The 19,434-nt window shown below is 71.6% G+C and carries 20 protein-coding genes; 11 read left to right on the top strand and 9 right to left on the bottom strand.

Annotated elements, in window-relative coordinates; all coding sequences use genetic code 11:
- Window positions 1–155: 155 nt before the first annotated feature.
- Both KAK03_RS25490 and KAK03_RS23435 read right to left on the bottom strand, forming a co-directional pair.
- Window positions 156–1,361 carry a GGDEF domain-containing protein gene (locus KAK03_RS25490; protein WP_210857107.1) on the bottom strand — a complete coding sequence of 402 codons (1,206 nt, stop codon included), beginning with the start codon at window positions 1,359–1,361 and terminating at the stop codon, window positions 156–158.
- Window positions 1,362–1,453: 92 nt separating this feature from the next.
- Window positions 1,454–2,275: a symmetrical bis(5'-nucleosyl)-tetraphosphatase gene (locus KAK03_RS23435; protein WP_210857106.1), complete on the bottom strand. Its 822-nt coding sequence runs from the start codon at window positions 2,273–2,275 to the stop codon at window positions 1,454–1,456.
- A gap of 71 nt (window positions 2,276–2,346) precedes the next feature.
- On the opposite strand from KAK03_RS23435, the gene KAK03_RS23430 reads away from it, so the two are divergent.
- Both KAK03_RS23430 and KAK03_RS23425 read left to right on the top strand, forming a co-directional pair.
- Entirely contained in the window at window positions 2,347–3,657 is a 1,311-nt protein-coding gene (locus tag KAK03_RS23430; protein ID WP_210857105.1) for a hemolysin family protein, read from the top strand.
- Window positions 3,654–4,412 carry a SapC family protein gene (locus tag KAK03_RS23425; protein WP_210857104.1) on the top strand — a complete coding sequence of 253 codons (759 nt, stop codon included), beginning with the start codon at window positions 3,654–3,656 and terminating at the stop codon, window positions 4,410–4,412. Before KAK03_RS23430 ends, KAK03_RS23425 begins: the two co-directional genes overlap by 4 nt.
- Before the next feature lie 97 nt (window positions 4,413–4,509).
- Here the strand turns inward: KAK03_RS23425 and KAK03_RS25485 are convergent, their stop codons facing one another.
- Window positions 4,510–6,054, bottom strand: a complete 1,545-nt coding sequence (locus tag KAK03_RS25485) for a methyl-accepting chemotaxis protein (protein ID WP_210857103.1) — start codon at window positions 6,052–6,054, stop codon at window positions 4,510–4,512.
- A 108-nt stretch (window positions 6,055–6,162) separates the two neighbouring features.
- Entirely contained in the window at window positions 6,163–6,951 is a 789-nt protein-coding gene (locus KAK03_RS23415; protein ID WP_210857102.1) for an IclR family transcriptional regulator, read from the bottom strand.
- A gap of 122 nt (window positions 6,952–7,073) precedes the next feature.
- Here KAK03_RS23415 and KAK03_RS23410 point away from each other — a divergent pair, with 122 nt between their 5' ends.
- From KAK03_RS23410 to KAK03_RS23400, 3 genes are read left to right on the top strand one after another with little or no spacing between them, the layout of a single operon-like run.
- Complete coding sequence (locus KAK03_RS23410) at window positions 7,074–8,039, top strand: MBL fold metallo-hydrolase (protein ID WP_210857101.1); 966 nt, start codon at window positions 7,074–7,076, stop codon at window positions 8,037–8,039.
- Window positions 8,040–8,044: 5 nt separating this feature from the next.
- Entirely contained in the window at window positions 8,045–9,352 is a 1,308-nt protein-coding gene (gene fahA, locus KAK03_RS23405; protein WP_210857100.1) for a fumarylacetoacetase, read from the top strand.
- A gap of 46 nt (window positions 9,353–9,398) precedes the next feature.
- A complete protein-coding gene (locus tag KAK03_RS23400) occupies window positions 9,399–9,725 on the top strand; it encodes a hypothetical protein (RefSeq protein ID WP_210857099.1) in 327 nt (108 codons plus the stop codon).
- Here the strand turns inward: KAK03_RS23400 and KAK03_RS23395 are convergent, their stop codons facing one another.
- The gene (locus KAK03_RS23395; protein ID WP_210857098.1) at window positions 9,726–10,556 is read right to left on the bottom strand and encodes a DUF429 domain-containing protein; all 831 of its coding nucleotides are present in this window, start codon (window positions 10,554–10,556) and stop codon (window positions 9,726–9,728) included.
- Window positions 10,557–10,608: 52 nt separating this feature from the next.
- Between KAK03_RS23395 and KAK03_RS23390 the strand changes: the two genes are divergently transcribed.
- Together KAK03_RS23390 and KAK03_RS23385 are read left to right on the top strand one after the other, a co-directional pair.
- Entirely contained in the window at window positions 10,609–11,688 is a 1,080-nt protein-coding gene (locus tag KAK03_RS23390) for a DUF748 domain-containing protein (RefSeq protein WP_210857097.1), read from the top strand.
- An 83-nt stretch (window positions 11,689–11,771) separates the two neighbouring features.
- The gene (locus KAK03_RS23385; RefSeq protein ID WP_375140998.1) at window positions 11,772–14,108 is read left to right on the top strand and encodes a YgiQ family radical SAM protein; all 2,337 of its coding nucleotides are present in this window, start codon (window positions 11,772–11,774) and stop codon (window positions 14,106–14,108) included.
- Here KAK03_RS23385 and KAK03_RS23380 read toward each other — a convergent pair.
- From KAK03_RS23380 to KAK03_RS23370, 3 genes are read right to left on the bottom strand one after another with little or no spacing between them, the layout of a single operon-like run.
- Window positions 14,081–14,587, bottom strand: a complete 507-nt coding sequence (locus KAK03_RS23380) for a GNAT family N-acetyltransferase (protein ID WP_210857096.1) — start codon at window positions 14,585–14,587, stop codon at window positions 14,081–14,083. The two genes, KAK03_RS23385 and KAK03_RS23380, sit on opposite strands and share 28 nt — an antisense overlap.
- The gene (locus KAK03_RS23375; protein ID WP_210857095.1) at window positions 14,584–15,552 is read right to left on the bottom strand and encodes a S1/P1 nuclease; all 969 of its coding nucleotides are present in this window, start codon (window positions 15,550–15,552) and stop codon (window positions 14,584–14,586) included. The genes KAK03_RS23380 and KAK03_RS23375 overlap by 4 nt, the downstream gene beginning before the upstream one ends.
- Window positions 15,549–16,430 carry an EamA family transporter gene (locus tag KAK03_RS23370; RefSeq protein WP_210857094.1) on the bottom strand — a complete coding sequence of 294 codons (882 nt, stop codon included), beginning with the start codon at window positions 16,428–16,430 and terminating at the stop codon, window positions 15,549–15,551. The genes KAK03_RS23375 and KAK03_RS23370 overlap by 4 nt, the downstream gene beginning before the upstream one ends.
- A gap of 120 nt (window positions 16,431–16,550) precedes the next feature.
- Between KAK03_RS23370 and KAK03_RS23365 the strand changes: the two genes are divergently transcribed.
- Window positions 16,551–16,811 carry a VF530 family protein gene (locus tag KAK03_RS23365; protein ID WP_210857093.1) on the top strand — a complete coding sequence of 87 codons (261 nt, stop codon included), beginning with the start codon at window positions 16,551–16,553 and terminating at the stop codon, window positions 16,809–16,811.
- Window positions 16,812–16,830: 19 nt separating this feature from the next.
- Here KAK03_RS23365 and KAK03_RS23360 read toward each other — a convergent pair whose 3' ends face one another.
- On the bottom strand, window positions 16,831–17,313 hold the full coding sequence (locus KAK03_RS23360) for a hypothetical protein (protein ID WP_210857092.1): 483 nt from the start codon (window positions 17,311–17,313) through the stop codon (window positions 16,831–16,833).
- A 38-nt stretch (window positions 17,314–17,351) separates the two neighbouring features.
- Between KAK03_RS23360 and KAK03_RS23355 the strand changes: the two genes are divergently transcribed.
- Genes KAK03_RS23355 through KAK03_RS23345 form a run of 3 tightly spaced genes read left to right on the top strand, consistent with a single transcriptional unit; the run spans window position 17,352 to window position 19,331 of the window.
- Window positions 17,352–18,401 carry an asparaginase gene (locus KAK03_RS23355; protein ID WP_210857091.1) on the top strand — a complete coding sequence of 350 codons (1,050 nt, stop codon included), beginning with the start codon at window positions 17,352–17,354 and terminating at the stop codon, window positions 18,399–18,401.
- A 13-nt stretch (window positions 18,402–18,414) separates the two neighbouring features.
- Window positions 18,415–18,840 carry a GNAT family N-acetyltransferase gene (locus KAK03_RS23350; protein WP_210857090.1) on the top strand — a complete coding sequence of 142 codons (426 nt, stop codon included), beginning with the start codon at window positions 18,415–18,417 and terminating at the stop codon, window positions 18,838–18,840.
- Between the two features lie 53 nt (window positions 18,841–18,893).
- Complete coding sequence (locus KAK03_RS23345) at window positions 18,894–19,331, top strand: hypothetical protein (RefSeq protein ID WP_210857089.1); 438 nt, start codon at window positions 18,894–18,896, stop codon at window positions 19,329–19,331.
- Window positions 19,332–19,434: the final 103 nt, after the last annotated feature.

Genomic DNA, 19,434 nt, shown 5'->3' with positions numbered 1-19,434 from the left:
CCCGTTTCGACCCGCCCCGCAGGGGTTCATTCAGATGGCGCCCTCGCGCGCCCGCCGCAACGGGCGCATACCGCCAGGTATGGGCCCGTTGCGGCGAACGCACGATCATCACCATCTGAACGAATCCATAGGGCAGTTATCTGCGGGACAGCACACTAGGTCGCCTCCAGGGCGCTGTGCACCCGGTCGCGGCCCTGGGCCTTGGCGATGTAGAGCGCGGCGTCGGCCAGCGCGATCGTCTGCTCCAGGTCCTGGCTGCCCGCCGAGCGCGTGGGCAGGCCTTCGGCGACGCCGGCCGAAACGGTGCAGCTCAGCGACAGGCCGTTGGGCAGGCGCACGCTGGTCTGGCGCACCGAATCCACCAGGCGCTGGCCGAAACGGTGGGCGGCGGCCAGGTCGGCGCCGTCGAGCAGCACGATGAACTCCTCGCCCCCGTAGCGGCCGACCAGGTCACCGACCCGGGCGTTGGCACTGACCTCGCGGGCCAGGTGCACGATGGCCTGGTCGCCGGCGGCGTGGCCGTGGCCGTCGTTGATGCGCTTGAAATGGTCGACGTCGATCATCGCCACCGCGTAGCGCGCCCCCGGCTGGGCGGCCAGGCGCTGGCGGGCCTCCTCGTAGAAGGCGGTGCGGGTGAGCACGCCGGTCAGGCCGTCGCGGCGGGCACGCTCCGAGATCGCGCGGCGGCTGAGTTCGTGCACCGTGGACATGAAGCTGACCGAGGCGGCCACCAGGAACAGCCCGCCCAGCAGCAGCGACACCGTGTGCGCGGGGGCGGTGGCATGGATGTCGTAGCTCATGCCCTGCAGCGCGCGCCAGGCGCTGCTGCCGGCCCGCCAGGCCACGGCCGCGGCCGCTGATGCGGCCGCCAAACCCACAAAGCGCGAGGACGCCAGGGTGCGGGCCTGCGGATCGGTCCACATCAGGTGGGCGATGGCGCCTGCCAGCGTCGCGATCGCGCCGGAAACCACCACGGCCGCCAGCCAGCCCAGGTGCGGGTCGAACAGGGCGGGCAGCACGCTCACGGTGGCCAGGCCCACGGCCCAGCGGCTCAATTGTCGGCGTGGCGGCGCGTCCAGCAGCCGGGCCTGGGCATGCAGGAACAGCGCCGGGACAGCGGTGACCGCCACGTTGGCGCCCACGAAGGACAGGCCGAAGGGGATGTGGCCGCGCAGGAAATACATCAGAAAGGCCACGCCGGCGGCGCTGTTGGCCAGTGTCCACAGACGCAGACCGCGCGCCTGCTCGGGCATCGAGCGCGCGACGCTGGCGGTGAAGGCGGCCATCACGAAGCTCACCATGGCCGTGGCGAACAGCAGCGTGCGGGTGTCGAGCGGGGGGCCGGGCAGGTCGGGAAACACAGGCGAAGGCGTTGGCGCCGCGGGGGCGGCTCGACCGGATATCGGCCGGTGCCGCCCTGACTTGAGATCGCCTGTGGGTGTGCGAGGGCGCCTCAGCCGGGGGCCTGGGCCTGGCGACAGTGCACCTGCACCACCTCGCGTCGCCCGCCGTCCACCCGCACCGCGCTGAGCGCGCCGCCCCAGACGCAGCCGGTGTCCAGCGCCAGCAGGTCGGGCCGGTTGATCAGGCCCAGCGTCGACCAGTGGCCGAAGGCGATCGGCTCGCCGGCGCTGGCGCGGCCCGCATGGCTGAACCATGGGGCGAAGCCGGGAGGCGCCTGTTCGGCGCTGTCCTTGGTGTCGAACTCCATCAGACCGTCGGCGCTGCAGAAACGGATGCGGGTGAGCACATTGATGATGAAGCGCCAGCGGTCGAAGCCGCCCAGCGTGTCGTCCCAGCGGGGCGGCTCGTTGCCGTACATCACGCGCAGGAAATCGGGGAACTGCGGGCCGCGGATCATCGCCTCCACCTCGCGCGCCAGCGCCAGCGTGCGGGCGCTGTTCCACTGCGGCAGCACGCCGGCATGCACGGTCAGCCAGCCGCAGGCGCTGTCGGCCAGGCGGCACTGGCGCAGCCAGGCCAGCCAGGCCTCGCGCTCGTCGTCGGCCAGCAGCGCGTCCAGCGTGTCCTTGCGGTGCGGCCGGCGCACGCCCGCGGCCACGGCCAGCAGGTGCAGGTCGTGGTTGCCCAGCAGGCAGGTGGCGCTGGCACCGAAGCCGCGCAGGCGCCGCAGCACCGCCAGCGAGTCGGGGCCGCGGTTGACCAGGTCGCCCAGCACGTGCAGGTGGTCGCGCGAGGGGCTGAACCCGATCTCGGCCAGCAGCTGGTCGAAGGCGTCGTGGCAGCCTTGCAGGTCGCCGATCAGGTAATGCATGGCGCGGATTCTGCTACTCTCGCGGGTCCTTTTCTTTCAGCGGCGGCGCCTCGGGTGGTCCGCCGCGTTCCATGGACGTTGCACTTCTTGTCCTGCTGATCCTGATCAACGGTGTGTTCGCGATGTCGGAGATGGCCTTGTCGGCCAGCCGCAAGGCGCGCCTGCAGGTGATGCTGGAGTCGGGCGAGAGCGGCGCGCAGGCGGCGATCACGCTGCACGACAACCCCACGCGTTTCCTGTCCACGGTGCAGATCGGCATCACCTCGATCGGCGTGCTCAACGGCATCGTCGGCGAGGCGGCGTTCTCGGGGCCGCTGGCCGACTGGCTGCGTGCCACCTTCAGCCTGGGCGAGCGCACCTCGGCGGTGACCGCCACCGCGCTGGTGGTGATGATCATCACCATCCTGAGCATCATCTTCGGCGAACTGGTGCCCAAGCGCCTGGGCCAGATGTACCCCGAGACCGTGGCCCGCCTGGTGGCCCCCGCCATGATGTGGCTGTCCTCGGCCACGCGGCCGCTGGTGGCGCTGCTGAGCGTGACCACCGAGGCGGTGCTGCGCCTGATCGGCATCCGCGGCGGCCCCAGCCGCAGCGTCACCGAAGAGGAGATCGCCGCCCAGCTGGAAGAGGGCCTGGACGCCGGCGTGATCGAGGCGCAGGAGCACCAGATGGTGCGCAACGTGTTCCGCCTGGACGACCGCCAGATCGGCTCGATGATGATTCCGCGCGCCGAGATCGACTGGATCGATGCCGACGCCCCGGTGACCGAGGTGCTGCGCACCGTCACCGAGGCCGAGCACTCGCGCTATCCGGTGTGCCGCGGCGGCCTGGACGATGTGATCGGCGTGGTGGCGGCGCACAGTCTGCTGCGCCCGCTGGCCGAAGGTCGCCTGGGCGCCGTGAGCGATCACCTGGCGCCACCGGTGTTCGTGCCCGAGACGCTGTCGGGCATGGAGCTGCTGGAGCACTTCAAGACCAGCGGCGCCGAGCTGGTGTTCGTGGTGGACGAGTACGGCGCGGTGCAGGGCGTGATCACCGTGCGCGACGTGCTCGAGGCCATCACCGGCGAGTTCGGCATGCCCACCGACGAAGACGCCTGGGCCGTGCAGCGCGAGGACGGCAGCTGGCTGGTCGACGGCCTGATCCCGGTGCCCGAGCTGAAGGACCGGTTGAACATCAAGGAACTGCCCGAGGAAGACCGCGGGCGCTACAACACCCTGGCCGGCATGGTCATGCTGCTGCTCGGGCGCCTGCCCCGCACCGCCGACGTCGTCGAGTGGAGTGGCTGGCGTTTCGAGGTGGTGGACCTGGACGGCAAGCGCGTGGACAAGGTGCTGGCCAGCCGCCTGCACGACCCTGAAGACGAGAGACAAGAGCCATGATCAATCCTGACCTGCACAAGCAACCCCAGCTGCTGGACCGCAGCCTGCATCGCCATCTGCGCCTGCGCAATGACCTCAACAACCTGGTGGTCGCCAAGCAGCTCAACGCGATGTTCCTGACCGTGGCGGAGTTCGCCGATGCCTGCAAGGAGTACCCGATCCTGTTCCTGCGCGCCGGCGAGCTGGACGGCAAGCCGCAGGTGGCCGCGGTGGCGGTGATGGGCCTGAGCCCGGGCGAGAACCTGATGATGGAAACCACCCACGACGGCAGCGAGCGCTGGACCGGCCGCTACGTGCCGGCCGTGCTTCGCGCCTACCCGTTCACGATGGCCCGCACCCAGCCCGACCAATGGGCGGTGGCGATCGATCGCAGCTGGAAGGGCTTCTCCGAGACCGAGGGCGAGCGCCTGTTCGATGACCAGGGCGAACCCACACCCTACATGAACACCGTGCGCGAGTTCGTCGAGCGCGTCGAGGCCGAGATCGAACGCACCCGCAAGGCCGGCGAACGCCTGCTGGAGCTGGGCCTGCTGCAGGAGAAGCGTTTCGATGCCACGCTGCCCGACGGCCAGCCGCTGGTGGTGGACGGCTTCCTGGCGGTGGATGAGGAGAAGATGGCGGCGCTGGGCGACGCCGAGGTGCTGGAGCTGCACCGCGGCGGCCTGGCCGCCGTGCTGATGACGCACCAGGTGTCGCTGGGCAACATGCGCGCGCTGATCGAGCGCCGTCTGGCCAAGGCGCCCGCCGCCGCCTGATCAGGCGCGGTATCCCAGGCGCTGCGACAGCGCCTGGGCGGCCTGCTGGGTGCGGCAGGCCGCTGCGAAGCGGCTAGAGGTGGCTGAAGCGCCCGGTCTACACCTTGAAGACCGAGACCGCTTCCACCAGCTGCTGAGCCTGTTTCCTGAGGCTCTCGGCGGCGGCGGCGCTTTCCTCCACCAGGGCGGCGTTCTGCTGCGTGGACTGGTCCATCTGACCCACCGCGAGACCCACCTGCTGGATGCCGCTGCTCTGCTCGGCAGAGGCGGAGCTGATCTCGCTGACGATGTCGCTGACGCGCTGGATGGATCCGACGATCTGCGCCATCGTCTCGCCGGCCTGACCCACCAGGGTCGTTCCCTGCTCGACCTGCTCCACGTTGCGGGTGATCAGGCCCTTGATCTCCTTGGCGGCCTCGGCGCTGCGCTGGGCCAGGCTGCGTACCTCGCCTGCCACCACGGCGAAGCCACGGCCCTGCTCGCCTGCGCGGGCAGCCTCGACGGCGGCGTTGAGCGCCAGGATGTTGGTCTGGAAGGCGATGCCGTCGATGACACCGATGATGTCACCGATCTTGCGGCTGGACTCGCTGATGTTCTGCATCGTCGTGACCACTTCGCCGACGACGGTTCCACCCTGCTGGGCCACGCCGGCCGCGGCGCGGGCCAACTGGTTGGCCTGCTGGGCGCTCTCGGCATTCTGTCGGACCGTGCTGCCCAGTTGCTCCATCGACGAGGCGGTCTGCTGCAGTGCGCTGGCCTGTTGCTCGGTGCGGCCAGACAGGTCCTGGTTGCCCTGGGCGATCTGGCTGCTGGCCGTCGCCACGCTGTCGCTGCCGCTGCGGACCTGGGACACGATCGTCGCCAGGCTCTGGCGCATGGCCCCCATCGAGGCCAGCACGCTGCCCGACGGGGCCACGCCGGCGCCCTCGATCGGGCTCAGGTCGCCCTCGGCGATGCGCTGGGCGGCGTTGCCCAGGACGTCCGGCTCGGCGCCCAGCGAGCGCATCAGCCTGCGGGGAATGAAGATGCCCAGGCCGACCGCCGTGGCGATGGCCACCAGCAATGCCGACAGCAGGATCGCCCGGGCCGTCGCATAGCTGTCCTGGGCCTGCTGGGTGTCTTGTTCCCCGCGCTGCGCTGCGTAGGCCAGGTACTCATCACCGGCTTTCATCAGCGCGTCCAGCAAGGGCTGGCATTCCGCATTCATCTTGGCGATGGCGGCGTCGCGCTCGCCGTTGGTGGCCTTGGCCACGATGTCCAGGGCCACCGGGCCGTACTTGGCTTCGATGGCCAGGATGGCATCGACCAACTGCCTGACCTTGGGATCCGTGGCCTGTTCGGCGCGCTTGCGCAACTCGGTCAGCTGGGTCTGGACCTCGGCGTGCGCCTTGTTGACCGCCAGCTTCTCGGCCTGCAGACGCTGAGGATCGGTCACCAGTACCAGGTTGCGGGCTGCGATGGCGCGCGCGTTGGTGGCATCCAGCGCCTTGTTGGCCAGAGCCATTCGCTCCGCCGGTCCGTGGACATAGCGGTCGAATGCGTCGCTGGTGTTGGCCGCGGTTCTCAGGCCCAGCAGGGCGGTGATCAGCACCAGGGCCGCGAGCGCACCGAAAGAGTAAAGCAAGAGGGTGCGGGTCTTCATGGGCGGGTGTCCTTCAAGGTGTCGCCCTGCGGTGGGCCAGGGCTGTGCAAGTGTCGCGGTCGGGACAGGCGCACCATGCGTCGAACAGACCCTGAACAGGAGCCCACTTCAGGCTCGGACACGCCATCCCAGGCGCTGCGACAGCGCCTGGGCGGCCTGCTGCATGCGGTGGGCCACGGCGCCTTGCGGTCCCAGGTCGATCGCGGCGCCCGGGCCGACCACGGTCAGGCCCAGCACCAGCCGCCCGCCGCTGTCGAACACCGGCACCGCCAGCGCGTGGATGCCCGGCACCGCGTCGCCCTCGGCGCGGGCCGGCTGGCCGGCGCGGATGTCTGCCAGCGCCTGCTGGAAGGGCGCATCGGCGGCCAGTTCGTCCAGGCCTGCGCCCAGGGCCTCGCGCAGCCGCTCGGGCGGCAGCAGCGCCGCGAACAGGCGGCCCGAGGCGGTGTCGCGCAGGCTCATCACCGTGCCGTGGCGCATCGTCACGTGCACCGGCGTGGCCGCCTCGGCCACCCGCACGATGGTCGGGCCGCGGTTGCCCCACATCGCCAGCGCCACCGTCAGCCCCAGGGACTCGGCGAGTTCCTCGATCAGCGGGGTGGCCAGGCGCAGCGGGTCGTACTGCTGCAGGCCGATCAGGCCCATCTGCAGCGCCAGCGGGCCCAGGCCATAGTGGCCGCTGGGCGCGTCCTGCGCCACCAGGCCCACCTTCTGGAAGCTCACCAGGTAGGGGTGGGCCTTGGCCGGCACCATGCCGGCCTCGCGCGCCAGGTCCTTCAGCGGCAGCGGGCGACCGTGATGGGCCAGCGCCAGCAGCAGCTGGCCGCCCACCTCGATGCTCTGGATGCCGCGCGGTCCGCGGGGCTCGGCGTCGTCGCCGGGTTCATGCAGGCTCATTGGCTCGGGTTTATACTGAAACGAATCGATTAGACATTATCGAACAACCAAACTAAGATCAAGGGGTGGAACCCGCAGGGCGGGCTCCGCCGTTTTCGCGCCGCCGCCACAGGAACACCGCCATGAGCACCAAGACCTTCGCCTCGCACGCCGACCTGGAAGAAAAGCAGGTCAGCTTCGTCCAGTTGTCCGAGCACGCCTGGGCCTACACCGCCGAGGGCGACCCCAACACCGGCATCATCATCGGCGACGACGCGGTGATGGTCATCGACACCCAGGCCACGCCGGTGATGGCGCAGGACGTGATCCGCCGCATCCGCACCGTGACCGACAAACCCATCAAGTACGTGCTGATGAGCCACTACCACGCGGTGCGCGTGCTGGGTGCCAGCGCCTACATGGCCGAGGGCGGCGAGCAGATCATCGCCAGCCAGGACACCTACGACCTGATCGTGCAGCGCGGCGAGCAGGACAAGGCCAGCGAGATCGGCCGTTTCCCGCGCCTGTTCCAGAACGTCGAGAGCGTGCCCCCGGGCCTGACCTGGCCCACCATGACCTTCACCGGCAAGATGACCGTGTGGCTGGGCAAGCTGGAAGTGCAGTTGCTGCAGCTGGGCCGCGGCCACACCAAGGGCGACACGGTGGCCTGGCTGCCGCAGGAGAAGGTGCTGTTCTCGGGCGACCTGGTCGAGTTCGACGCCACGCCCTACGCCGGCGACGCCTACTTCCAGGACTGGCCGCAGACGCTGCGCAACATCGCTGCGCTGAAACCCGAGAAGCTGGTGCCGGGCCGCGGCGCCGCGCTGGCCACGCCGGAGCAGGTGCAGGCCGGCCTGCAGGGCACCGAGGCGTTCGTCACCGAACTCTTCGCCAGCGTGAAGGCCGGGGCTGCCGCCGGCAAGCCCTTGCGCGCCGTGTATGAAGAGACCTTCAAGGCGCTGCAGCCCAAGTACGGCCACTGGGTGATCTTCAACCACTGCATGCCCTTCGACGTGACCCGTGCCTATGACGAGGCCACGCAATACCCCGACCCGCGCATCTGGACCGCCGAGCGCGACATCGAGATGTGGAAGGCGCTGGAAGGTTGAACGCCATGCTGGACGCCACCCACGCCCCCACACTGAAGAGCTGGGTGCCCTCGGCCAACCAGCCGGGCACCGACTTCCCGATCCAGAACCTGCCCCTCGGCCGCTTCCGACGTGCCGGCAGCACCGAACCGCTGCGCGTGGGCGTGGCCATTGGCGACGAGATCCTGGACCTGCAGCAGGCGCTGGCCGCGGGCGGCTGGAGCGCCGAGGCCCAGGCCTGGCTGGCGCCCATGGCGGCGGGCGACCTGAACGCCTTCATGGCGCAAGGCCCAGCGGCCCGCAAGGGCCTGCGTGCCGCGCTGAGCGCCGCGCTGCGCGAGGGCAGCGCGCAGCAGGCCGCGCTCGCGCCGTGCCTGGTGGCGCAATCCGCCGCCGAGATGGCGCTGCCCTGCCAGATCGGCGACTACACCGACTTCTACACCGGCATCCACCACGCCACCACGGTGGGCAAGCTGTTCCGCCCGGACAACCCGCTGCTGCCCAACTACAAGTGGGTGCCGATCGGCTACCACGGCCGGGTCTCGTCGATCGGCGTCAGCGGCCAGCAGTTCCGCCGCCCCAAGGGTCAGTTCAAGGCACCGGACGCCGCGGTGCCCGAGTACGGCCCCTGCCAGCGCCTGGACTATGAGCTGGAGCTGGGCGTGTTCGTCGGTGCCGGCAACGCGCTGGGCGAGCCGATGGACATGGAACGGGCCGAGGCCGACTGGTTCGGTCTGTGCCTGCTCAATGACTGGTCGGCGCGCGACGTGCAGGCCTGGGAGTACCAGCCGCTGGGCCCCTTCCTGGCCAAGAACTTCGCCACCACGATTTCGCCCTGGATCGTCACGCAGGAGGCGCTGGCGCCGTTTCGCGTGCCCTTCGCCCACCCGGCGGACGACCCGCAGCCGCTGCCCTACCTTGACTCGCCCGCCAACCGCCGCCAGGGCGGCGTGGCGGTGCAACTGCAGGTGCAGATACAGACCGCGCAGATGCGCGCTGCCGGTCAGGGCTTTGCCACGCTCTCAAGCAGCGACTTCCGCGACGCCTACTGGACCGTGGCCCAGATGCTGGCCCACCACAGCGCCAACGGCTGCAACCTGCAGCCCGGCGACCTGCTGGGCAGCGGCACGCAGAGCGGTCCGCAGCCGGAGCAGGGTGGTTCGCTGCTGGAACTCAGCCAGGGCGGCAAGCAGCCGCTGACGCTGCCGGGTGGCGAGACGCGCCGCTTCCTGCAGGATGGTGACGCGATCGCCCTGGTCGGTCGCTGCGACGCGGCGGGCGCGGTAGGTATCGGTTTCGGGCCCTGCGTGGGCACGGTATTGCCGGCGGTCTGAGGTCGCAGCGATCTATCATCGGTGTCCCGACCTGCATGGATGCTGCATGCTGATCCGCCAAGACCCGAAGCCCGCTTGGCCCACCGGCCTGGACCTGCGCCGCCGCATCGCGATCCATGCGCGCCCCGATCACCGCGCGGACTTCCGGGTCGGTCTGACCGCCGATGTCGATGGCCGCGTCGAGCTCTACCACCGCCTGGCGCCCGGCTTCACCGAGCTGGTGGTGCTGGGCCAGACCACGTCCGAGACCCAGATGCGCGAGACCGAGCGCGACCTGCGACAGTGGTACCGCGACGATTTCGACAGCCCGCATTTCGGCGTCGTCGGCGCCGATGGCCCGCCGCCGTACTACCTGTACGTGGCGCTGCGCTGATCAGGCGCTGAGGATCCAGCCCTCCAGCGGATCCATCGCCGCCGGCAGGCCCCAGCCCGGCTGGCCCACGGCCCAGGCCGCCTGCAGCAGGCACAGCACCGCGTCCAGCCGGTCGCCGCTGGCGTCCTCGGCCAGGGCTTCGTGCTGGGCCGGGCTCAGTTTCAGGCGCAGGCCCAGCCGGCTGCGGCCCTGCTCCAGCGCGGCCAGCAGGTCCTTGCGGGCGATCAGGCGCTCGGGCGTCTGTTTCGCGCGCTCATCGCTCTTGTACGAGCGCGCACCGATCAGCTCGCGTGCCAGCAGGCCGGGGTAGGCCTCCAGCGCCACGCGCGCCGGGTCGCCCGCGTGCAGGCCGGGCAGGTCCACCCCGGCCTCGATCAGCCGCGGCACGCCGGCATGCAGCATGTAGGCCACCGGCGGATTGACCCACTTCATGCTGGGCGAGGAGCCCGCTGGCACATCGCAGGCGCGGTGGGCGAACTTGCCACCGGCCGGTCGGGCATCGCAAAAGGCCTGGAAGGTGGCGCGGATCTCCTCGCGCGAGAGCGCCGCGTAGTGGCGCATCAGCGCCGCCCAGTCAGTGGGCCAGCCCAGCGCCAGCACCAGCTCGCGCGGCAGGCCGAAGGGCAGGTCGAACGCGCCCGCCCAGGGGCCGGGGCGCTGAAGCAGGGCGCTGAAATCGTCCAGGCGCGGCAGCGTCTCGATCGTGTCGAGCCGGACCACCGCGCCCACCCGCCGGCCCCAGGCGGCGACGATGGGCTTGGCGGCGCGGGGCGCGCTGGAGAAGTCGACGCCCAGCAGCAGCCGGTCGGTGGGCGGGGCAGGGTGGGGCATGGTGGCGCGCATTCTCGCTGCCGGGACCGGCCGGCGTGGCGACAATGCCGGGATGACCCGCTCCCGTGTGTTGATCGTGCTGGCCCTGCTCGGTGCCCTGTTGCTGGGCCTGTTCGCCGCCTACCGCGTGGCGCTGCAGCGCCTGGAGGCCGACCTGCGCGAAGCCCTGGGCCCGCGCGCCACGGTGGGGGCCATCGAGGTGGGCTGGACCGGTCTGCGGGTGCGCGAGCTGCATGTGGCGGCGGCGCCGGGCTGGCCAGCCGATGAGGAACTGCACGCCAGCCTGGTGACCGTGCGCCCCGACCTGGCCAGTGCCTTCAGCGGCGCCTGGCGGGTGCAGCGCATCGTCGTCGAAGATGCCCGCATCGTGCTGCTGCGCACCCGCGACGGGCGCTTGCGCGTGCTGCCCTCGATGCTGGAGACCGGCGCGCGCGCCGCCGCGCCGGCTGCCAGCGCCACCACCCCTGCGCCCGCGGTGCTGATCGACCACATCGTGCTGCGCGGCGTGCAGGTGGACCTCTTCGATGCCAGCCTGGCGCTGCCGCGGCCGCACCGCATCCGCCTGGCCGACCTGAACGCCACACTGGACACGCTGGCCCTGCCCGGGCTGGACCGGGCGATGGATGTGGACCTGTCGGCCACGCTGAAGGGTCCGGCGCACGACGGCCAGGTGGCGGTGCGCGGCCAGCTCACCCCGGCCACGCGCGAGGCCGAGCTGGTGGCGGCGCTCACCGGCATCGACATGCGGGCGCTGCAGCCCTACCTGCTGAAGGTCAACGACGGCGGCATCCGCCAGGGCCGGCTGGACCTGCAGCTCCAGGCCAGCGTCCACGGTCAGCGGCTGAAGGCGCCGGGCCGGATGGTGCTGACCGGGCTGGAGCTGGCCGACGGCTCCGGCCTGCTGGGCCGGCTGGGCAGCCTGTCGCGCCAGGCCGCGGTGGCGGCGCTGCGCAACCAGGGCCGCATCACGCTGGACTTCACGCTGCAGGGCCGGCTGGACGACCCCGCCTTCTCGATCAACGACAGCCTGGCCCAGCGCTTTGCCACCGGCGTGGCCGAGGCGGTGGGCGTGAGCCTGGGCGGGGTGGTGGAAGGCGTGGGCAACGTGATCAAGGGCCTGTTCGGCCGCTGACGCCGCCGGCATAGACCCCGGCGGCGCGGGGCGAAGCAGGGGCTTTGGCCACCCGCCGCGGCCGGAACACCGACAATACAGGGTTGCCCCTGCACCCCGCCGTGACCGTCACCACCACCTCCGCCGCCCCCGCCCGCCCGAAGGCGCTGACCGCCTATCGCCCGTTCTGGGCCAAGCGTTTCGGGCCCGCGCCCTTCCTGCCGATGAGCCGGCAGGAGATGGCCGCGCTCGGCTGGGACAGCTGCGACATCATCATCGTCACCGGCGACGCCTATGTCGACCACCCCAGCTTCGGCATGGCGGTGATCGGCCGCACGCTGGAGGCGCAGGGCTTCCGGGTGGGCATCATCGCCCAGCCCGACTGGCACTCGGCCGAGCCCTTCGCGGCGCTGGGCCGCCCGAACCTGTTCTTCGGCGTGGCCGCCGGGAACATGGATTCGATGATCAACCACTACACGGCCGACCGGAAGATCCGCAGCGACGACGCCTACACCCCCGGCGGCGTGGCTGGCAAGCGGCCCGATCGCGCCACCCTGGTCTACACCCAGCGCTGCCGCGAGGCCTTCAAGGATGTGCCGGTGGTGATCGGCGGCATCGAGGCCAGCCTGCGCCGCATCGCCCACTACGACTACTGGAGCGACAAGGTGCGCCGCTCCATCCTGGTCGACAGCAAGGCCGACCTGCTGGTGTATGGCAACGCTGAGCGCGCCATCACCGAGATCGCGCACCGGCTGGCGCAGAAGAAGCCGATCGACAGCATCACCGACGTGCGCGGCACCGCCTTCCTGCGCAAGCCCGATGACCCGGCGCTGGCCGGCTGGTTCGAGATCGACTCGACCGAGGTCGACACGCCCGGCCATGTCGACGCGCTGCTGAGCCCCTACGCCGAGGTGGACACCACGCCCGGCGCCGCCTGCGCCGAGGGCGCTGCCGAGCCGGCCGCCGAGCAGCCGGTGCGCCTGGTGCGCCGCGCGCTGGAACACCAGGGCGCGCGAGCGATCACCACGCCGCGTGATCACACCGTCATCCGCATCCCGGCCTACGAGCAGGTCAAGTCCGACCCGGTGCTCTACGCCCACGCCAGCCGCGTGCTGCACCTGGAGACCAACCCCGGCAACGCCCGCGCGCTGGTGCAGCGCCACGGCGAGGGCCATATCGCGCGCGACCTGTGGGTCAACCCGCCGCCGATCCCGCTGTCCACGCCCGAGATGGACCACGTCTTCGATCTGCCCTACGCGCGTGCGCCGCACCCCTCGTATGCCGACGCGCAGGGCAGCCATGACGGCGCCACCAAGATCCCCGCCTGGGAGATGATCCGCTTCAGCGTGAACATCATGCGCGGCTGCTTCGGCGGCTGCAGCTTCTGCTCGATCACCGAGCACGAGGGCCGCATCATCCAGAGCCGCTCGGAAGACTCGGTGATCCGCGAGATCGAGGACATGCGCGACAAGGTGAAAGGCTTCACCGGCGTGGTCAGCGACCTGGGCGGCCCCACCGCCAACATGTACCGGCTGGGTTGCAAGAGTCCTGAGATCGAGGCCGCCTGCCGCAAGCCCAGCTGCGTCTACCCCGGCATCTGCTCCAACCTGAAGACCGACCATGGCCCGCTGATCAAGATGTACCGGCGCGCCCGCTCGCTCAAGGGCGTGAAGAAGATCCTGATCGGCTCGGGCCTGCGCTACGACCTGGCGGTGCAGTCGCCCGAGTACGTGAAGGAGCTGGTCACCCACCACGTGGGCGGCTACCTGAAGATCGCGCCCGAGCACACCGAGGACGGCCCGCTGTCCAAGATGATGAAGCCCGGCATCGGCACCTACGACCGCTTCAAGGCGATGTTCGAGCAGGCCAATGCCGAGGCCGGCAAGCAGCAGTTCCTGATCCCGTACTTCATCGCCGCCCACCCGGGCACGCGCGACGAGGACATGATGAACCTGGCGCTCTGGCTCAAGCGCAACGGCTTCCGCGCCGACCAGGTGCAGACCTTCTACCCCAGCCCGATGGCCACCGCCACCGCGATGTACCACACCGGCCTGAACACGCTGCGCGGCATCCACCGCGACAGCCGCGCCGAGAAGGTGGACATCGTCAAGGGCGACCGTCGCCGCCGCCTGCACAAGGCCTTCCTGCGCTACCACGACCCGGCCAACTGGCCGCTGCTGCGCGAGGCGCTGAAGGACATGGGCCGGGCCGACCTGATCGGCAATGGCAAGCACCAACTGGTGCCGACCTGGCAGCCGCGCGAGGACGCCGGCTACCAGAGCCCGCGGCGCAGCAACTCGACGCCCACCAAGGCCGCAGCACCCGCCGCTGCGCCGAAGAAGGGCCGCGTGCTGACCCAGCACACCGGCCTGCCGCCGCGCGAGACCGGTGCGCGGCCGGCGCCGCGCAAGCCTCAGCGCCCCGGCGGTCCGAAGCGGTAGAGCGCGTCCTCGCTGGGCGCGCCGTGCAGCGTGCTGGGTGCGCTGTGGTCGAGCACGAAGCCGCACTTGTCCAGCACCCGGCGTGACGCGGTGTGGCGCAGGTCCACGCTGGCCCACACGGTGCTGCCCGGCCAGCGCGCCAGCAGTTGCTGCAACCAGACCTGCAGCGCCGCGGTGGCCACGCCGCGGCCGGCGTGCGTGCTGCCAATGCGGTAGCCCACCCACAGCCGGCCATCGGCCTCGCGCGTGGCCTGCACCAGGCCCAGCGGCGCGCCGCTGGCGCGGTCGCGGATGACGGCGTTGAGCCAGGTCTCGCCGCTGTCCGCGGGCGCGCCGGCCACCCAGCGCGCCACGCGCGATTGCCAGGCCGCCAGGCCGGGCGGGCGGTGGTCCTCGGTGTAGGTGTAGAGGGCGGGGTCCTGGATCAGCGGCCACAGCGGCGCGGCGTCGTCCAGGGTGATCGCGGTCAGCGTGATCATGGCCAGATCGCCTGCAGCAGTTGCGCCAGCCGGGCGCCGGCGCGCACCAGTTGGCGGCGCTGGAGGGCGTCGCGCGCCAGCGCGTCATCGGGGCTCTGTTGCACCCACTGCGGCGGGTCGCCCTGCGCCGGCCCGAAGCGCAGCGGCGACAGCGCTTGGCGCGCCACCTCCAGCGTGTCGCTGGCCCAGGCGGCGGGCCATTGCGACACGGGCAGCTCGGGGCGGGGCAGGGCGCGGGCCTGGGCCAGCAGGGCCGCGTCCAGGTTCAGCGAGGGCGCGGCGTCCCACAGCGCGTGCAGGTTGCGCTCGCCCACGCTCAGGCGGTTGCCGCCGGTGGTGTCGTTGGCGTGGTCATGGGGGGCGCGGTCGGGGTCGATCGGCCGGCCCGCGCGGTCCAGGTAGAGCGCGCCCACATGCAGCGGCTGGTGCAGGTCGCCCACCAGGTGGGCCAGCCAGGCCAGGGCCTCGCGTTTGTTCTCGAAGCGCAGCGTTCCGGCGGGCGACTCACCGCGCAGCGTGGCAATGGCGGCCTGCAGCGCGCCGACGATGTCGTCCGGCCGCGTGCCCGCCAGGCCCGGGCGCCAGGCCGAGCGCTGCAGCGCGACGTCGGTGTAGTGCAGGCGGCGGTGGCAGGCCTCGGGCGAGGTGTGCGGGCCGCAGGCACCCTCGAAGGCCGCCACCGCGCGGGTCAGGTCCTCGGCGCTGAAGACCCGGCACTCGCGCGGCCCGCTGGGGACGCTGCCGGGGCGGCCCACGCCGCGCAGGCAGTCGGGCCGCTGGGCGGCGTCGGCCAGGGTCCAGCCCACCGGTTGCAGCAGCGCGCGCACCTCGCGCTCGGCACGGCTGCCGGCGATCAGCGATTCGGCGATGGCCACGCTGGCCTGGTGGCCGCGCGGGCCCCAGGCCCTGGCCGTTCCCAGTGTCAGCACCAGCAGCAGGAGCAGGGCCAGGTGCTTCATCGTCATCCCAGCGCCAGCGCGGCCACGCCGCCGGCCATGCAGGCCGCGCCCGCCAGGCGCCAGCCGCGGTCGGCCTCGCCCAGCCAGCGCCCGCCGATCAGCGCGGCGAACAGCATCGACACCTCGCGCGCCGGCGCCACATGCGACAGCGGCGCCATCGTGGCTGCGTACAGCACCAGCACATAGGCCAGCGGGCTGAACACCGCCATCACCAGCGCGTGCTTCCATTGCGTGTGCAGCGCCTGCACGAAGCCGCTGCGGTCGCGCCAGCAGGCCGGCAGCATGAAGGGCACGCGCAGCAGGTTGCCGAAGTAGTCGACCAGGATGGGTGAGACCATCAGCACCTTCACCGCATAGCCGTCGATCACCGTGTAGCCGGCGATCAGCACGCCGGTGGCCGCACCCCAGGCCAGGCCGGCGCGCACGCGCAGGCGCTGCGCCGGGTCATGGGCGCGTGCCCAGAGCGCCGGGCCGCCGGCAATCAGCCAGATGCCCGCGCACACCGCCAGCACCCCGGCCACGCCCAGCGGGCCGGGCGTCTCGGCCAGCAGCCACCAGGCCAGCGCGGCGCTGAGCAGCGGGCCGGTGCCGCGCGCCACCGGGTAGACCACGGTCAGGTCAGATCGCCGGTAGCCGGTCAGCAGCACATTGAAGTAGACCAGGTGGGTGACGGCGCTGGCCGTCACCAGGCCCCACTCCAGCGCGCCCCAGCGCGGCAGTTCGGTCCACGCGGCCCACACGCCCACCGGCGCCCAGAACACGACGATGCCAATCGCCGACAGCAGCACGAAGTGGTGGTTGCCACCGGCTTTCTTGGCGGCCACGTTCCACAGCGCGTGCAGCAGGGCGGCGATGATCACCAGGGCCAGCGCGCTGATCGGCATGGTTCAGTGGTGCCGGGCCCGCGTGGCGCGGCCGCAGGGGTGCGGCGTCGGCAGCGACGAGGGGCGCGGCGGGCAGGGGCGCATCGCGGTATTGTCGGCGATGGCGGCGAGAATGCGGCCATGCACCCCGTCCCCCCGCCGCCCGTCCAGCCCCGCAACCCGCTGCATGGCGTGACGCTGGAGGCCATGGTGGTGGCGCTGGCCGCGCACTACGGCTGGGCCGGCCTGGCCGAGCGCTTGCCGGTGCGCTGTTTCCAGAGCGACCCGAGCGTGGCCTCCAGCCTGAAGTTCCTGCGCAAGACGCCCTGGGCGCGCGCCAAGCTGGAGAGCCTGTACCTGTTCATGCAGCGCGAGCTGACGCGTGCATCGCATCGGCGCTGAGCGCAGCACGCGGTCGGGCCTAACGGGGGCGTGCGTAGTCGCTGGCGATCCAGGCCTCGGCGCTGGCGCGGTTGAGCCTGAAGCCCGGTGACACGGCCACGGCGGCGAGCTCCTCGCCGCTGTCATCGACCGCGGTCAGTCGGGCGCTGGGTTGATCGTCATCGGGCGTGATGTCCAGGCGGACGCTGATGCGCCCACCGCCGGCCGACACGGTGATCTCCTGGTGCAGCGTGGCCTGCAGGTGCTGCTCATGGCGGCGCAGCACTTCGCTGGCGGTCTTGACCAGGGTGTTGAAGGCGCCCGCATCCAGCGGCTTGGGGTTCTTCTTGTCGCGGCCCATGGTCCAGGGGCCGACCAGCGCGGGCTCATCCACGCCCTGCTTGTACATGGCCACGGCCCAGCCGTCGTCGTCCTCGTTCTTGATCACGCGGGCGGTCCAGCCCTTGTCGGCCCACAGCCGGTCCTCGTGGATCGCGGTGCCGTCGTCGGTGGGGGAAGTCATGGCCACAGTGTAGGGGGCCGGCGCGGCATACTGCGGCCATGAGCAACCCGGTTCTGGTCGAGGCGCTGCGCGGCGACACCGTGGAATCGGCGCACCGCGGTGCGCTGGTCATCGTCGATGCCGAGGGCGCCACCGTGCTGGCGCTGGGCGATGCATCGCGCCCGGTGTTTCCGCGCTCGGCGGTGAAGCTGCTGCAGGCCTTGCCGCTGGTGGCCAGCGGTGCAGCGGATCGCTGGCAGCTGAGCGACGCCGAACTGGCCCTGGCCTGCGCCTCGCACGGCGGCGAGCCGCCCCATGTGGCGACCGCCGCCGGCCTGCTGGCCCGCCTGGGGCTGGACGACAGCGTGCTGGAATGCGGCGCCCACTGGCCTGGCTTCGAGCCGGCCACGCGCGCCCTGGCACGCAGCGGCGCCGAGCCGTCGGCGCTGCACAACAACTGCTCGGGCAAGCACAGCGGCTTGGCCTGCCTGGGTTGCCTGCTGGCCGGTGGTGCCGATGTGCGCGGCTTCCTGTCGGGCTACGTGCAGCCGCAGCATCCGGTGATGCGCGAGGTCAGCGCCGCGCTGCAGGCGGCCACCAGCCACGACCTGGCGCACGCGCCGATGGGCATCGACGGCTGCTCGATCCCCACCTTCGCGATCCCGCTGGAGGCGCTGGCGCTGGGCTTTGCGCGGGTGGCCAGCGGCGTGGGCCTGTCGGCCGGGCACGCGGTGGCGGCGCGGCGCCTGCGCCAGGCCATTGCCGCGCAGCCCTTCATGGTGGCCGGCAGCGGCCGCCTGGACACCGACCTGATGGCGCACTTCGGCGAGCGCCTGTGCTGCAAGGTGGGCGCCGAGGGGGTGTACTGCGCCGCACTGCCCGAGCGCGGCTGGGGCGTGGCGATCAAGGTGGACGATGGCAACAATGCCCGCGCCGCCGAGGTGGTGCTGGCCAGCGTGGTGCAGGCGCTGCTGGTGCGCGACGAGGCCGATGCCGCCGTGCTGGCCACCCGTGTGGCGGTGACGCTGCGCAACTGGCGCGGCACCGTGGTGGGCGCGCTGCGACCCGCCAGCAGCCTGCAGCAGGCGCTGGCCACGCTGGCCCGCTGAACCGGAGGGATGGATGAGCACGGGCTGGCAACTGTCGGAGCACGAGGACTGGCCGGCCGATGCGGGCATCGTTGACGACGGCCTGGAGGCGCACAACGCGCCCTGGGTGGTCGGCGTGCGCTCGCTGGCCTGCCTGGCCCGTGATGCACAGGGGCGCGTGCTGGGCGGCGCGCTGGGCCGCACCTGGGGCGAATGCGCCGAGCTGCAGCAACTGTGGGTGCTGCCCGAGCAGCGCAAGCAGGGCCTGGGCCGTGCGCTGATGCAGCGCTTCGAGGCGGCCGCGGCGCAGCGCGGCGTGCGGCGCGTCTACCTGACCACCTTCAGCTTCCAGGCGCCGCGCTTCTACGCCGCGCTGGGCTACGCTGAACAAGCCCGCATCGAGGGTTTCGGCGGCGGCCATGTGAAGTACCTGTTCCTGCGCGAACTGCCCCATTCCTGACGCAGGAGTTCCCCTGTGCCTGGCGGCCCTGGCGCCGCACTACCATGCAGCGCATGAACTCCCGCATCGTCCCCACCCTGGCAGCACTGCTGGCCGTGCTGGCCCTCAGCGATCAGGCACTGGCGCAGCAGTCCGCCGCGCCCGGTATCAACTACCCCAGCGTGGCTGCCGCACTGAAGGACCTGGAGTCCCGCGACGGCAAGGACACCGTGGTCACCCACGGCGACGGCTGGACCACGGTGAACGAGCCGGCCGCCGCCGCCCAGTGGTCCTTCCCGCCGGTGGGCCATGCCGCCTACCCGGCGGTGCTGCGCCGCACGATGGTGCGCGGTGCCGATGGCCAGGTCCAGGTGCGCACCGACCACCTCTGCGAATCCCCCGCCGCCGCCTGCCAGGCGCTGCTGGCCGAGTTCGCGCAACTCAACGAACGCATCGAGCAGGCCAAGCGAAGCCGGGGACGGCCTCCGGCACCGCCAGCAAGCGGCGGCTGACTGCCCACAGCGGCCGTAGGCCGCTGTGGGCCATGCCTGCTGCAGTACGCCAACGGTGGATTCAGCCAAGGCCTGAGCGGCCTGGGGATGGTGGCGCTGTCGG

It is taken from the genome of Ideonella alba, from assembly GCF_018069845.1.
Classification (GTDB): domain Bacteria; phylum Pseudomonadota; class Gammaproteobacteria; order Burkholderiales; family Burkholderiaceae_C; genus Ideonella; species Ideonella alba.
The sequence above is the reverse complement of the archived record's forward strand: the minus strand, read 5'-3'. Positions and strand labels throughout refer to the sequence as shown.

Coding starts and splice junctions, on each gene's coding strand:
- KAK03_RS23435 (WP_210857106.1), bottom strand. CDS start 2,275: ATGCATTACCTGATCGGCGACCTGCAAGGCTGCCACGACGCCTTCGAC.
- KAK03_RS23430 (WP_210857105.1), top strand. CDS start 2,347: ATGGACGTTGCACTTCTTGTCCTGCTGATCCTGATCAACGGTGTGTTC.
- KAK03_RS23425 (WP_210857104.1), top strand. CDS start 3,654: ATGATCAATCCTGACCTGCACAAGCAACCCCAGCTGCTGGACCGCAGC.
- KAK03_RS25485 (WP_210857103.1), bottom strand. CDS start 6,054: ATGAAGACCCGCACCCTCTTGCTTTACTCTTTCGGTGCGCTCGCGGCC.
- KAK03_RS23415 (WP_210857102.1), bottom strand. CDS start 6,951: ATGAGCCTGCATGAACCCGGCGACGACGCCGAGCCCCGCGGACCGCGC.
- KAK03_RS23410 (WP_210857101.1), top strand. CDS start 7,074: ATGAGCACCAAGACCTTCGCCTCGCACGCCGACCTGGAAGAAAAGCAG.
- fahA (WP_210857100.1), top strand. CDS start 8,045: ATGCTGGACGCCACCCACGCCCCCACACTGAAGAGCTGGGTGCCCTCG.
- KAK03_RS23400 (WP_210857099.1), top strand. CDS start 9,399: ATGCTGATCCGCCAAGACCCGAAGCCCGCTTGGCCCACCGGCCTGGAC.
- KAK03_RS23395 (WP_210857098.1), bottom strand. CDS start 10,556: ATGCCCCACCCTGCCCCGCCCACCGACCGGCTGCTGCTGGGCGTCGAC.
- KAK03_RS23390 (WP_210857097.1), top strand. CDS start 10,609: ATGACCCGCTCCCGTGTGTTGATCGTGCTGGCCCTGCTCGGTGCCCTG.
- KAK03_RS23380 (WP_210857096.1), bottom strand. CDS start 14,587: ATGATCACGCTGACCGCGATCACCCTGGACGACGCCGCGCCGCTGTGG.
- KAK03_RS23375 (WP_210857095.1), bottom strand. CDS start 15,552: ATGACGATGAAGCACCTGGCCCTGCTCCTGCTGCTGGTGCTGACACTG.
- KAK03_RS23370 (WP_210857094.1), bottom strand. CDS start 16,430: ATGCCGATCAGCGCGCTGGCCCTGGTGATCATCGCCGCCCTGCTGCAC.
- KAK03_RS23365 (WP_210857093.1), top strand. CDS start 16,551: ATGCACCCCGTCCCCCCGCCGCCCGTCCAGCCCCGCAACCCGCTGCAT.
- KAK03_RS23360 (WP_210857092.1), bottom strand. CDS start 17,313: ATGACTTCCCCCACCGACGACGGCACCGCGATCCACGAGGACCGGCTG.
- KAK03_RS23355 (WP_210857091.1), top strand. CDS start 17,352: ATGAGCAACCCGGTTCTGGTCGAGGCGCTGCGCGGCGACACCGTGGAA.
- KAK03_RS23350 (WP_210857090.1), top strand. CDS start 18,415: ATGAGCACGGGCTGGCAACTGTCGGAGCACGAGGACTGGCCGGCCGAT.
- KAK03_RS23345 (WP_210857089.1), top strand. CDS start 18,894: ATGAACTCCCGCATCGTCCCCACCCTGGCAGCACTGCTGGCCGTGCTG.